Origin of the sequence: Bittarella massiliensis (ex Durand et al. 2017), assembly GCF_001486165.1 — a bacterium.
Taxonomy (GTDB): domain Bacteria; phylum Bacillota; class Clostridia; order Oscillospirales; family Ruminococcaceae; genus Bittarella; species Bittarella massiliensis.
In genome coordinates this window covers 962,171-975,978 of sequence record NZ_LN908977.1, presented here as the reverse complement: position 1 = coordinate 975,978, position 13,808 = coordinate 962,171, and the positions used below count along the sequence as shown (strand labels likewise).

Genomic DNA, 13,808 nt, shown 5'->3' with positions numbered 1-13,808 from the left:
AGGCGGCGGCGGATCGGTACCTGAAGCTGCTGGACCGCTCCCTCAACCGGCGGGAGGGGGAGGAGCTGGCCGAGCAGGTGAAGGAGAACGCCCGCGAACACCCGGTGTTGGGGGCGGCGCAGAGCGTCCTCGCCGGCGGCGTGCTCGGCCCGCTGGCCGTCCTCCCCATCGTCGGGCAGGGCCTGAAAAACGCCGTGACGGGGGAGTACGAGCCGGTGGACCCCTACGCCCCCTTCTTTTCCGGCGCGATTGCAAAAAATGCCGGGCGGGAGGGGGTGACCGAGGGCCGGCCGGCGTGGCAGCAGATGCTCATCAACGGCGCGATGGACATGGGGGAGTCGCTCACCCACGCCCCGGCGGGCGCCCCCCTTGCGCTGGCCCTGGACATCGCCCAGGCGGCGGGGGAGAGCGGCTGGCGGGCGGCTGCCAACGGGGGCACCGCCGATGAGGCCCTGTTGGCGGCCACTGCCGGAGGGGCTTCAGAGTGGCTGGCGAACAAACTGCTCCCGACGAGGAAGACCAAGCCCGACCAGCTGGAAGGTTTGCAGAAGATTGCCAGAGAGAGGGGGCGGTCGGCCCTCTCCGGCGCAGTGGACAACGCCGCCGAGACCGCCCTTTTGGGGAGCCGCTCCAGCTATGCCCGCTACCGGGACGCCCTCATCGATCAAGGGCTCTCCCCCGAGGAGGCGGAGTGGCAGGCGCTGTTGACCTTTTTTGTGACCCGGCCGCAGGGGTTTGACAGCGACTTCGCCGCCGGTGCCAAACGGCCGCTTGCGCCCCTGCCCGTCCTTCCCGCCCTCCGGCGCTGAGAGGGGAGAAGGCGAGAGCCGTCCGCCCTGTGAAGGAAGGGGTGGACGGCTTTTTGTTGTTTGTGGGGAGGGGTGCCCTGTCATGCCGCCGGTGGGCACGGGCGGTCATTTTGTTGCCCATAGGGCGGGCTGTTCCATCCCCCCACCAGCGGGAGGGCGGGCAGCCCTCTTCAGTGTAGCGGACAGCGTCGATGAGCCCGCTCTTTTGGGGAGTCGCTCCAGCATGCCCGCTGCCGGGCAGCCCTCGTTGACCAGAGTTTCTCCCTAAAGGCGGCGGCATGGCAGGTGCTGAGGACCTTTTATAGCCCAGCCGCAGAGGGTGACGGTGCGCCCGTCTCCGGCGGCAAACAGCCGTCCGCGCCCCAGCCCATTCATCCCATCCTCCACCGCTGAGAGGGGAGAGGGCGAACGCTGCCAGCCCCGCGGAGAGGGGAAAAAGGCGAGCCGTCCGCTCCTGAAGAAAGGGGGCGGGCGGTTTGCTGCCCAGGGGGAGGGGTGCCCTGCCACGCCGCCGGTGGGCACGGGCAGCTATTTTGTTGCCCATAGGGCGGGCTGTTCCATCCCCCCGCCAGCGGGAGGGCGGGCAGCCCTCTTCGGCGCGGCAGACAGCGCCGCCGAGACCGCCTTTTTGGGGAGCCGTTCCAGTATGCCCGCTGCCGGGGCAGCCCTCATTGACCAGAGTTTCTCCCTGGAGGAGGCGGAGAAGCAGGCCCTGTGGACCTTTTACAGCCCAGCCGCAGAGGGTGACGGTACGCCCGTCTCCGGCGGCAAACATCCGTCTGCGCCCCTGTCGCCCTTTCCTCCGTCCGCTGCCGAGAGGGGAGAGGGCGAACGCTGTCAGCCCCGCGGAGAGGGGAAAAAGGCGAGAGCCGCCTGCCCCGTGAAGAAGGGGGGCGGGCGGTTTGCCGCCCAAGGGGAGGGGTGCCCTGTCATGCCGCCGGTGGGCACGGGCAGCCCTTTGTTGCCCGCGGGGAGGGCTGTTCCATCCCCCCACCAGCGGGAGGGCGGGCAGCCCTCTTCGGCGCGGTGGCCAGCGCCGAAGAGCCCGCTCTTTTGGGGAGTCGCTCCAGCATGCCCGCTACCGGGGCAGCCCTCATTGACCAGAGTTTCTTCCTAAAGGCGGCGGAGTGGCAGGCGCTGTTGGCTTTTTTGTAGCCCAGCCGCAGAGAGTGACGGTACGCCCATCTTCGGCGGAAAACAGCCGTCTGCGCCCCCTGTCGCCCTTCCCTCCATCTGCTGCCGAGAGGGGAGAGGGCGAACGCTGTCAGCCCCGCGGAGAGGGGAAAAAGGCGAGCCGTCCGCTCCTGAAGAAAGGGGGCGGGCGGTTTGTCACCCAAGGGGAGGGGTGCCCTGCCACGCCACCGGTGGGCACGGGCGGCCATTTTGTTGCCCATAGGGCGGACTGTTCCATCCCCTCACCAGCGGGAGGGCGGGCAGCCCTCTTCGGCGCGGTGGCCAGCGCCGAAGAGCCCGCTCTTTTGGGGAGCCGCTCCAGTATGCCCGCTGCCGGGCAGCCCTCATTGACCAGAGTTTCTCACTAAAGGAGGCGGAGTGGCAGGCGCTGTGGACCTTTTTTGTAGCCCAGCCGCAGAGGGTGACGGCCAGCCCTCTCCGGCGCTGTCCACCGCGCCACCGAGACCGCCTTTTTTGTGTGCCGCCCCGGCTCTGCCCGCCATCGGAACGCCCTCGCCGACGAGGGGTGGGCATCTTTTCTGCTGCTCCCACGGGGGGGAGGGAGGCATTGGCTCTCCTTCGCGGGTGCGACAGGCAGGGCGGAGGGACGGGTCGCCTGCTCCCACTGGTTTTTTATGCAATCACCCCAGAATTTTACTGCTTTGTTGTGCCAAAGTGCCGAACTCCCGCCGCTGCTCTTTTCAAGGGCGGCGGCCGGGCGGTATAATAGGGGGCGACAACGGTTATTTTGTCAGACTATGTGACTGAAGGGGTGTAATTTCATTGGATCAAATCGAGAAGAAGATCATCGAAACCATCGACCAAAACCGCGAGCAGATCGTGGCCTTTGGCCGGGATATTTGGCATCACGCCGAGCTGGGGTACCGGGAGTTCCGTACCGCCGGCAAGTTCAACGAGCTGCTCAAAAACCTGGGGATGGAGGTGGACGAGGGTCTGGCCATCACCGGCGCCAAGGGCTACTTGAAGCCCAAGGGCACCGCCGGCCCCACCGTGGCCGTCATCGGCGAGCTGGACGCCCTGCCCATCGCCAACCACAAGGACACCAACCCCGAGACCGGCGCCGCCCACTGCTGCGGCCACCACGCCCAGCTGACCGCCACCATCGGCGCGGCCCTGGCCCTGAGCGTGCCCGAGGTCAAAGAGGCCCTCGACGGCAACGTGGTCTTCATGTCCACCCCGTCGGAGGAGTTTGTGGACATCGACTACAAAAACGGTCTGCGCAAAGAGGGCAAGGCCCGCTACGGCGGCGGCAAGTGCGAGCTCATCCGCATCGGCGCCTTTGAGGACATCGATGTGGCCCTGGGCCACCACAGCGACACCGACGCCGAGCACGACGCCATCATCATGAACTGCTCCTCCAACGTCTTTGTCAACAAGACCGTCAAGTTCAAGGGCCGCAAGGCCCACGCCGCCGGCTTCCCCGAGAAGGGGGTCGACGCCCTCAACGCCGCCGAGCTGGCCCTGCACGGCATCGCCCTGCAGCGGGAGAGCTTCCGCGACGAGGACACGGTGCGCTGCCACGGCTACTACCTCCAGGGCGGCGACGCGGTCAACATCATCGCCGACGACGTGGTGCTGGAGTACTGCGTGCGCGCCAAGACCATGGAGGCGGTGAAGGACGCCAACGCCAAGGTCGACCGCTCCTTCAAGGCCGGGGCCCTGGCCACCGGCTGCGGGCTGGAGATCGAGACCCTGCCCGGCTACTTCTCCACCCAGCCCTGCCCCGACGTGTCGGCCCTGCAGGCCGCCCTCGATGCCGTGGGGGAGGACAGGCCCCTGCGGGTCAAAGAGGTCCCGGCCAGCGAGCACATCACCGGCTCCACCGACTTTGGCGACGTGTCGGCCATCATGCCCCTGATCCAGTTTTACACCACCGGCCTCACCGGCCAGTTGCACAACAACAACGTCGAGGTGGTGGACGAGGAGATCGCCTACATCCTGCCCGCCAAGCTCTTCGCCCTCACCGCCTACCACCTGCTCAAGGGCGACGCCGCCGGCGCCCGGCACCTGATGGAGATCTACCAGCCCAAGCTCGACCGCGAGAGCTATGTGGAGTACATGGAGAGCATGCTGGGCACCATCGAGATGGAGATGGACCCCCTGCCCCTGCTGGAGGACTAGTTCCCCCAACCCCCTCTGCGCAAAAGAGAGCGCCCTGGCCGCATCCGGCCGGGGCGCTTTTTTGCCGGGCGGGGGGAGGGGGGCCGTTCTCCGCCCCTTTTCTTTTTTCCCCCTTTTTGAGAGGAGGGCCGGTTGACCATCCCGGACAGAGGTCGTATAATAAATTGTATACAAAAAGGAAAGCGATCCCCTGCCGCGGCGGGCAGGATCGGGATGGGGCAATATGGACAGACAAATGGGCGGCAGCGAGACCGCCATCTATGTGATCGACAGGGACCACCGGATCGTCCACTTCAACCGGGCGCTGGGGGAGACCTTTCCCGAACTGCGGCTGGGGCAGTCCTGCTACCGCGCCCTCTGCCGGGAGGAGGGGCCCTGCCCCGGCTGCCCCCTGCACGGCGGGCAGGGCGAGGGGACCGTCTTTTACAACAAGTGGCTGCGCCGCTGGGTCGAGGTCAGCACCGGCAAGCTGGAGTGGCCCGGCGAAGGGGAGTGCGACATCGTCCTCGCCCGGGAGATCCAGGAGGACAACAAGGGCCTCTTCTACGGCCTCACCAGCCTCTCGGTCTACGACGAGCTGTTCGAGCTGGACTTGGGGGAGGACCGCTACCGCATCCTCTACCGCGAGGGGGACAAGTACCTCCTCCCCGCCCCGGAAGGGCGGCTGACCCACCTGGTGGGGGAGGCCTCCGAGGGGATGGTCCACCCCGACGACCGGGCCGCCTTCCTGCGCTTCTGGTCGCTGGAGGACCTGTTGGAGCGGCTGGCGGGCGAGGGCTCCATAAAAGGGGAGTTTCGCAAGCGCTGCACCGACGGCGGCTGGCGCTGGGTGCTGCAGACGGTGGTCCCCCTCCGCCGCGCCGCGGGGGAGGGGCAGATCGTCCTCTGCTTTGTGCAGGACATCGACAGCCAAAAGCGAAGGGAGCTGGAGGAGGCCGCGGCCGCCCTCGCCCCCGCCGTCGTCGACCCCCTCACCGGGCTCTACAACCGGGCCGCCTTCTTTGCCGCGGCGGACGGGGCGGTGGCCGCCGGCAGCGGGTCCCCCCTCTGCGTGGTGGCGGTGGACATCGAGCACTTCAAGCTCTTCAACGAGTGGCACGGCCGGTCCGTCGGGGACGACTTCCTGGCGGCGGTGGCCGCCTGCCTCCGGGCCCTGGCCGCGGACCGCGGGGGGATCGCCGGCTATATGGGGGACGACGACTTCTGCCTGCTGCTGCCCGACGCGCCCGAGGCGCTGGACGAGCTGGAGACCCGGGTCTCCGAGGTGGCCCGCAGCCGGGGGGGCAATGCCGGGTTCCTGCCGGCCTTCGGCGTCTGCGGGGTGGAGGACCCCGCCCTGCCGGTGCGCACCCTGTACGACCGGGCCGCCCTGGCCCTGGCCTCGGTCAAGGGCAACTATGCCCGCCGCCTCTGCCGCTACGGCGCGGGGATGATGCGGCGGATGGAGGAGGAGCACCACCTCCTCTCCGAGGTGCAGCGGGGGCTGGAGCGGGGGGAGTTCACCTTCTACCTGCAGCCCAAGTGCAACATGAAGACCGGCAAGATCGTCGGCTTCGAGTCGCTGGTGCGCTGGCAGCACCCCCAGCGGGGGCTGGTGGCGCCGGGCGCCTTCCTCCCCCTGATGGAGAAAAACGGCTTTATCGCCAACCTGGACCGCCCCCTCTGGGAGGGGGTCTGCGCCAAGATGCGGGAGTGGCTCGACCGGGGCTTTCGGCCGGTGCCGGTCTCGGTCAACGTCTCCCGGGTGGACCTCTACACCATGGACGTGGCGGCCTGCTTTCAGCAGCTCGTCGAGCGCTACCGGCTGGACCCCCACCTCATCGCCATCGAGATCACCGAGAGCGCCTACGCCGAGGAGTTTGACATCATCACCGAGGCGGTGTCCCGACTGCGGCAGGCGGGCTTCACCGTGCTGATGGACGACTTCGGCTCGGGCTACTCCTCCCTGAACATGCTCAAGGACGTGAATGTGGACGTCCTCAAGATCGACATGAAGTTTTTGGAGATGCGCGAGCAGAGCGCGGGCAAGGGCTCGGGCATCCTGGAAGCCATTGTCGGGATGGCGCGGCTGATGGGGCTGCGGGTGGTGGCCGAGGGGGTGGAGACCCCCGAACAGGCGGGATTCCTGCTGGAGATCGGCTGCCAGTACGGCCAGGGCTACCACTTCGCCCGCCCCATGCCCATCGCCGAGGCGGAGGCCCTGCTGGCCGACGAGGGCAACTTCGACTACCGGGGCATCCACACCAAGCGGATGGGGATGTTGCAGATCCGGGAGCTGCTCAACGAAAACCTCTTCAGCGAGATCCTCCTCAACAACATCCTGGGGGGCATCGCCTTCTACGACGTCTGCGGCGACCAGGTGGAGCCGATGCAGGTCAACGAGCAGTACTATCGGGTCACCGGCACCACCCCCGAGGGGATGGAGGAGCGCCGCGGCCGCACCATGGAGAGCGTATACAGCGAGGACCGGGAGGTGGCGCTGGACATCTTCCGTCGCGCCCACGCCAGCCCCCTGAACGGGGCCGAGGGCGACTTTCGCTACCTCACCGAGGAGGGGGACACCATCTGGCTGCACCTGCGCACCTTCTTTCTGCGGGAGCAGTTGGGCCACCGGCTCTACTACGGCTCGGTGAGCGACGTCAGCGAGCAAAAGCGCCAGGAGGAGCAGCTGGCCTCCTCCCAGCAGGCCCTCTCGGCGGTGGTGGGGGTGGCCGAGAACGACGAGTCCTTCATGCAGCTGGCGGAGGAGAACCGCCGCGCCGCCGCCTCCATCTTCGCCCAGATGAGCCCCGGGGGGATGATCGGCGGCTACTGCGAGGAGGGGTTCCCCCTCTACTTCGCCAACCGGGAGATGGTGCAGCTGCTGGGCTACGACAGCTACGACGAGTTCGCCGATGCCATCGGCCACCGGGTGCAAAATACCATCCACCCCGACGACCTGGCGGCAGTGACCCGGGACATCGGCCCCCGCTACTACCCGGGGCTGGAGTACACCACCACCTACCGGATGCCCCGCAAGGACGGCAGTTGGTTCTGGACCCTGGACAAGGGCCGGGTCATCGAGGCGGAGGACGGCCGCCTGGCCATCGTCAGTGCCTGTACCGACATCTCCCAGACCATGGCCGCCCAGCAGCGGCTGGCCGAGCGCAACGCCTTTTTGCTGGAGCAAAACCGGGAGCTGGACTTCCTCAACCACGCCCTGCCGGGGGCCTACCACCGCTGCGACGACGACCCCGGGTACAGCTTCCTCTACATCAGCGACCAGTTCCTGGAGATGTTCGGCTTCACCCGGGAGGAGATCGGCGAGCGCTTTGACAACAAGTTTTTGGAGATGGTCCACCCCGACGACCGCGCCCTGGTGCAGATGGGGGGCGACAACCTCCAGCGCGAGGGGAAGGACCGCTCCATGGAGTACCGGATGTGCGGCAAGGACGGCTACCGCTGGGTCATCGACCAGAGCCGGTACATGGAGTACGAGGGCAAGCACTTTTTCCAGGGGATGGTCGTCGACATCACCGAGACGGTGGAGCTGCGGGACAAGATGCGGCTGCTGATGGCCCACACCCCGGAGAACATCTTCCTGCTCAAGGTGCGCGGCGAGAGGGAGCGCGTCCGGGTGATCGCCGACGGCCTCTTTCGCGACCTGGGCGGCCGGCCCGGCCAGTTCGAGGAGATGCTGCGCACCCACCGGTACGAGGGCTACCTGGCCCCCGGCGACTGGCAGCGGCTGCGGGGGGAGATGGTGGCGGCGGTGGCCGCCCGCGGCGAGTTCCACCAGGTGGCGAGGCTCGACCTTCCCAGCGGCCGGCGGGCCTGGGTCTCCCTGGACGGCCGCTGCATCGAGCAGGGGGAGGGGGAGGTCACCTACCTCTGCACCAATCGGGACGTGACCACCGTCAAGGAGAAGGAGCGGGAGCTCTGGCTGGCCGGTCAGAAGCTCTCGAGCATCCTCCGCCAGGCGGGCATCGACAGTTGGGACTGGGACCTGCGCACCGGCGCCCTCACCTTCTCCACCACCTGCGGCCGGGCGGTGATCGAGCGGATCTTGGGCCGCCCGGTGGCGGGGGAGGACCAGCGGGTGGCGGGCTTTGCCGGGCGGCTTCTGGCCCACCCCGGCCTGCCCGAGGGGCACCGGGAGCGCATCGCCGCCTACCTGAAGTCCTTTGAGGGCGGGCGCGACCGGGAGCGCTTTGCCTGCGATTTCCCCGTCACCGGGGCCGACGGCGAACTGTGCTGGCTGCACACCGCCGGCGAGACCATCTGCGACGGGGAGGGCCGCCCGGCGCGGGCCGTGGGCTACTACCGGGACATCACCCGGGAGAAAAACGAGTCCCTCAAGAGCAGGGAGGACCGCAAGATCCTCGAGCTGCTGCGGGGGCAGGCGGTCTACGACTTCCGCGCCAACTTGCAGCAAAACACCGTCTCGGTGGGGAAGGACGGCCGGGCCTGGCGGACGGACACCGGCTACCGCGGCGGCAGTTGCTTTGAAGAGCTGCTGGACCACGTGGGCCGGCAGTTGGTGCTCCCCTCCTTCCGCAAGGAGTTCGCCGCCTTCTGCGACCGGGAGCGGCTGCTGGCGTGCTACCGCCAGGGCCAGCAGTTGGCCAGCATGGACTACCAGCGCCTCTACCGGGGCCAGGCCAACTGGATGCGGCTGATGGTCCACCTGGCCGAGCTGGAGGGTTCGCCCGACGTCTTCGCCTACCTCTTCGTCATGGACATCGACCGGCAGAAGCGGCAGGAGCTCAAACTGACCCAACTGGCCGAGATCGACGCCCTGACCGGCCTCTACAACCGGCGGGCCGCCATCCCCAAGATCGAGGAGTACCTGGCCGCCCAGCGGGAGGAGCCGGCGGCGCTGCTGATGTTTGATTTGGACAACTTCAAGCTGGCCAACGACGTCTTCGGCCACGCCTACGGCGACTCGATGATCGCCCAGAACGCCGAGCGGCTGCGGGGCTTTTTCCGGGGGGAGGACATCCTCTGCCGGGTGGGGGGCGACGAGTTTTTGGTGCTGTGCAAGAACATCCGGGAGGAGGACGTGATCCGCAAGCTGGACGCCGTCGTCCGCTCGATGGTGGTCAGCTACAAGGCCCAGGACCACACCATCGTCTTCTCCATCTCGGCGGGCTTTGCCATGGCGCCCGAGCAGGGGCGCACCTTTGACGAGCTCTACCAAAAGGCGGACATGGCCCTCTTCAGCGCCAAGATGGGCGGGAAGAACGCCTTTTACAAGTACCATTCGGACATGAAGTCGGTCCGCTATGAGCTGGCGGGGAAGGGGATGTCCCCCGCCCCCCGCGGGGAGCTGGACGGGGACCCGGAGAGTGCCGGGTGACGGCGGGGCGCCCCATTCGCACAGTGCGGCCCGGCTACACCCCGTGCAGATGAAGACTTGAAATGCGCCGCGGCAAAAGCCGCCCCCGCCGCCCTGTCGAACCGCCCCCGCCCAGGACCGGCGGCAAACAAGCGCCTCCGAGAGCAGATCGCTGCTCCTCGGGGGCGCTTGTGGTATTTCCGATTTCCCGGCCAAAGGGGGGAGATGTAGCTGGCTGTGCCCCCTTCTGGTTTCGTCCGATGCCCCCATCGTGAGAGGCCGCCTATCTCCCCCTATCTCCTCACCAAAAAAGGGGAGAGCTGGTCAGAGGACAGATTGCCGGGGGAGAGAGGGGAGGCCGTCCCCGCCTTGTCGGGTGGGGAGGAGAGAGCATCCTCGGGGAGGAGAGGGCTTTCCATCCCTTCACCTAAGAAGAAGGGGAAAGAGCCGGTCAGAGGACGGATTGCTGGGGGAGAAAGGGGGAGGTCATTCCCGCCTTGTCAGGTGGGGAGGAGAAAGAGCCTTTAGGGGAAGGGGGCCCCACGTTCCCCCAAAGGCACTCGCTGAAGTTTTCGCTGCTTTCCCAAAAAGATGCGCCCCCGAGAGCAGATCGCTGCCTCTCGGGGGCGCTCGTGGCGTTTCCGATTTCCCGGCCAAAGGGGGGAGACCTCGCTGGCTGCGCCCCTTCCGGTTTCGCCCGATGTCCCCATCAAGAGGGGGAGACCGCCCTCTCCTCTGTCAAAGAGAGGGGGGAGACAAAGTCTGCCAGCTGAAATCTGCCATACGCCCGGCTTCGCCCTCCGCCGCTGTGGGGGAAGGGGTCTCCCTTTCCCGAAAGAGGGGACAGGGCGGGCCCTCGCCGAGAGAGGCGGGGCGGGAGAAGGGGGGAGAAAATCCGCTCCCCTCCGCCGCACCGGGGGCGTCGCATCCTCCTCTGCCAAAGCCCTTGCCATTTTGGCAGGGGGGCGGGCCGCCATCCCCCCAGGTGTGCCTTCCCGGGCAGCGCCCTTTTTAAGCGGGCGGCTCCGCCCGGTTTTGCCCTATCCCTCCCGCCAGGCGGCCTCCCGCTGGGCCAGGGTCTGCCAGAGCGCCTCCCCCTGCTCGGGGTGGTCCATAAGGCCGCTGTAAGTGATGAAGTAGACGGTGTTCCCCCGCCGGGCGGCGCACTCGGCCCCGGCGCAGTAGGCCTCGTCAAAACCGGGGGCCTGCACCGCGGCAAAGGCGCTGGGGTCCCGGGCAAGGGGCGCTTCGGCCAGCAGCAGGGGGAGGAGGGCCCGGGCCTCCTTTTCGCTCCCCAAGCGGTAGACCTGCTGGTAGAGCCAGGGGCTCTGCTCCCCCTCCTGCAAAAATTCGCGGGTCTGCCACTGCTCGGCTTGCAGGGAGCGGGTGTGGGAGAGGGTGCTCTCGCCCCCCTTTACCGGCAGGGTGGTGCGCTCCCCCCGGTGGCCCAGGTCGCCCAGCAGCAGATAGGGCCCCTGGGGGGTCTGGGGCAGAGGGGCGGGGCGGCCAGACGCCCACTGGACGGCCAGGCAAAGGCGGCGCAGCCGGCCAGCAGCGCCCCGCGAATGGCCCGGTAGAGCCGCTGCCGCCTGCCAGGCGCGTGGTCCAGGGGGATCCCCCGGCGCAGCCGCCGGTAGAGAAGGCCGGTGCGCACCTCGCTGTAGAGCAGGGCGGTCAGTTCCCGCAGCAAAAAGAGGGCGAAGGCCGCCACCAGGGCGGTTTCGGTCACCCAGGCCAGCCGCAGGGAGACCGCCCACCGGCCCAGGGCGCTGCCGGCGCCGCCGAAGAGGGCGGCCCCCATCGCCAGTTGCAGGGCGGCCAGCAGCAGAAAGGGCAGCCAGCCCAACAGGTAGTTTCGCCGCAGGGCCTTCAGGGTGTCGGCCTGCTGGCGGGGGTCGCTGTAAAATTCGGGCGCGCCGCTGCCCTCGGGGGCGCAAAAGACGTTCACCAGCCCGCCCCGGCTCACAAAGCGCCAGCCGCAGGCCTCGTAGAGGGACCGCTGCTCCTCGGGCAGCTCACTGCTCTCGTCAAAGACCCCGGGGCAGGAGAGCTCCACCCGGTAGCGCAGCCGGGCGGGCTCCCCCCGGCGAAAGCGGCTCAGCCAGGCCCCCCGCCTCTCCAACAGCCAGCCGCGGGCCGCCATCTCGGTGTAAAACTGCTCATTTTCCCCCAGGGCGTAGTCCCCGGGGTGAAACCGGTATCGCCTCTTCACTGGTACCCCTCCAATCCCGCTCCGTCCTCCACCATCTGTTTGAGCCGCCGGTACTCGCCCAGCAGGGCCCGGCGTCCGGCGGGGGTCAGGGCGTAGACCTTTCGCCGCGCCCCCTCGGCGGTCAGGGCGATGAGCCCCTCCTTTTTCATCCGCGCCAGCAGCCCGTAAAGGGTGCCTGGACCCATCTTCAACCGCCCGCCCGAGAGGGCGCGCACCCGCTGCATGACGGCGTAGCCGTGGCCCGGCTCGGTCAGGGCCAGCAGGGCGTAGTACATGGCCTCGCTCATGGGCTGTGTCTCGGCCACCGCGCTCCCCTCCCCTCCAACTATTATGCGACGCGATATATCGCCTGACAGAATAATAGCACAGATCGCCGCTGCTGGCAATAGGGAGGGGCCGGTTCGGGGAGAGGAGGGGAAACGCCCCTTCGCCTCCCCGACGCCCTGCAAGGAGGGGAGGGCAGAGGGCGCGAAAATCTCCCCTGTCCCTCATTTTTCCTGCCGCGGGGATGCAGGGCCCATCTTTTCCCCTGCTTGGCAGGCAGGGCAAGGCGGGGGCACGGCTCCCCAGCGCCCCTTTCCACCTTTTCCGACTGCGCGCGGGCGGCCTCTATTCCGGTTCGGCGTTCCCTTTTCAAGGGAACAGGCGGGGATGTCGCCCGAAAGAGGACGTCCCACTCCCGGGCCGCCGGTTTTCTCTGCGCGGGCGCTCCCCGACGGCGGCCATCCGAAGGGGGGCTGTCGAGAGGCCCCGTGCCCTCTCCAGTCCTTCCCAGTCCTCCCCAGGCGGACGCCCGCCCCACCAGTCCCCTCCAAAAAAGAAACAGACAGGCTGTATCCCAGCCTGTCTGTCCCTTGGAAAAGTCTACCGTTCAGCATCCCCGTCCAGCAGGTAGACGTCTTTGCTGGACTGGTGGGCGGTGTAGGCGTAGAGGAGGATGACCCCGCCGTAAAAGACCAGCGGCGCCACCCAGGAGCCGGTCCAGTCGAAGAGGGCGCCGAAGAGCAGCGGCCCCACCGCCGAGAGGAGGTAGCCCGCCGACTGGGCCATCCCCGAGATGGCGGCGGTCTCCTCCCCGCCCCGGCAGCGGCAGACGAAGAAGGAGAGGGCCAGGCTGAGGGAGGCGGTCTGGGCAAACCCCAGGCAGAGCAGGCAGGGGGTCAGCACCCAGAGCCCCCGCCCGAAGCAGAGCCCCAAAAAGCCCACCGCAAAGAGGGCGGTGACGGTGTCGGCGATCCGCCGCTGGTCCCGCCGCCGGTCGGCCAGCAGGGGGATGAAGAAGGCCGCGGGCAGCCCCACCAACTGCATGGCCGTCAGCAGCCCGCCCGACTGCTCCACCGTCACCCCCCGCCCCAGGAGGATGGAGGGCAGCCAGGCGATGACGGCGTAGAAAAGGAGGGATTGGCTGCCCATGCAGAGGGTGATCTTCCAGGCCAGGGGGTCGCGGAGCATCCGCCGGAAGAGATCGCCCCCGCCGCCGCCCTGCCTGCCCGCGCCCCCCTTTAGCTGGGGCAGCCAGAGGAGGGTGGCGGGCACCGCCAGCACCAGCAGCGAGGCCAGGGCGTTTTTCCAGCCCAGCCCCAGCCCGGCGGCCAGGGGGACGCTGACCCCCGAGCCCGCGGCGGCAAAGACCGACATGGCGGTGGTGTAGACGCTCATCATGGTGCCCGCGCGGGTGGGGAAGTCCTCCTTGATGATGCTGGGGATCAGCACGTTGCTCACCGCGATGCCCGAGCCGATGAGGAGGGTGCCCAGGTAGAGCCCCCAGACCCCGCAGTAGGAGCGGATGACCAGCCCGGCCACGGTGGCCACCATCCCCCCAAAGACGGCCTGGGGCCCGCCGAACCGGCGGCCGAGGCGGCTGACAAAGGGGGAGACCAACCCGAAGCAGAGCAGGGGCAGGGTGGTGATCATCCCCGTCCAGGTGCCCGAGAGGCCGGTGTCCCCCTGGATGGTGGGCACCAGCGGCCCCACCGAGGTGATGGGGGCGCGCAGGTTGCAGGCGATGAGGACGATGCCCAGGACCAGCAGGCTCTGTTTGCGCTTGTCGTTCAAGAGAGATCCGCTCCTTTTTCCAAAAATATTCTCCTCATTTTAGCACAGAGCGGCCCCCGGGGGGACAGCCTGGGCAAAAAAACGGCAAAAATTTCTCCGC

6 protein-coding genes are annotated in these 13,808 nt (G+C 68.0%); 2 read left to right on the top strand and 4 right to left on the bottom strand.

Annotated elements, in window-relative coordinates; translation table 11 throughout:
* Positions 1 to 2,765: 2,765 nt before the first annotated feature.
* The gene (locus BN3266_RS11525; protein ID WP_021658771.1) at positions 2,766 to 4,124 is read left to right on the top strand and encodes an amidohydrolase; all 1,359 of its coding nucleotides are present in this window, start codon (positions 2,766 to 2,768) and stop codon (positions 4,122 to 4,124) included.
* A gap of 223 nt (positions 4,125 to 4,347) precedes the next feature.
* On the top strand, positions 4,348 to 9,462 hold the full coding sequence (locus tag BN3266_RS14355) for an EAL domain-containing protein (RefSeq protein WP_075109747.1): 5,115 nt from the start codon (positions 4,348 to 4,350) through the stop codon (positions 9,460 to 9,462).
* Between the two features lie 1,019 nt (positions 9,463 to 10,481).
* On the opposite strand, the gene BN3266_RS11515 is transcribed toward BN3266_RS14355, so the two are convergent.
* From BN3266_RS11515 to BN3266_RS11500, 4 genes are all read right to left on the bottom strand, one after another.
* On the bottom strand, positions 10,482 to 10,787 hold the full coding sequence (locus BN3266_RS11515; protein ID WP_059005241.1) for a hypothetical protein: 306 nt from the start codon (positions 10,785 to 10,787) through the stop codon (positions 10,482 to 10,484).
* Positions 10,788 to 10,855: 68 nt separating this feature from the next.
* Positions 10,856 to 11,653, bottom strand: a complete 798-nt coding sequence (locus BN3266_RS11510) for a DUF2812 domain-containing protein (protein ID WP_059005240.1) — start codon at positions 11,651 to 11,653, stop codon at positions 10,856 to 10,858.
* The gene (locus BN3266_RS11505; protein ID WP_242861770.1) at positions 11,650 to 11,958 is read right to left on the bottom strand and encodes a PadR family transcriptional regulator; all 309 of its coding nucleotides are present in this window, start codon (positions 11,956 to 11,958) and stop codon (positions 11,650 to 11,652) included. Before BN3266_RS11505 ends, BN3266_RS11510 begins: the two co-directional genes overlap by 4 nt.
* Positions 11,959 to 12,517: 559 nt before the next feature.
* On the bottom strand, positions 12,518 to 13,708 hold the full coding sequence (locus BN3266_RS11500; RefSeq protein WP_059005239.1) for a CynX/NimT family MFS transporter: 1,191 nt from the start codon (positions 13,706 to 13,708) through the stop codon (positions 12,518 to 12,520).
* Positions 13,709 to 13,808: the final 100 nt, after the last annotated feature.

Excerpts from the sequence above, each read along its gene's own strand:
- BN3266_RS14355 (WP_075109747.1), top strand. The coding sequence starts at position 4,348 with ATGGACAGACAAATGGGCGGCAGCGAGACCGCCATCTATGTGATCGAC.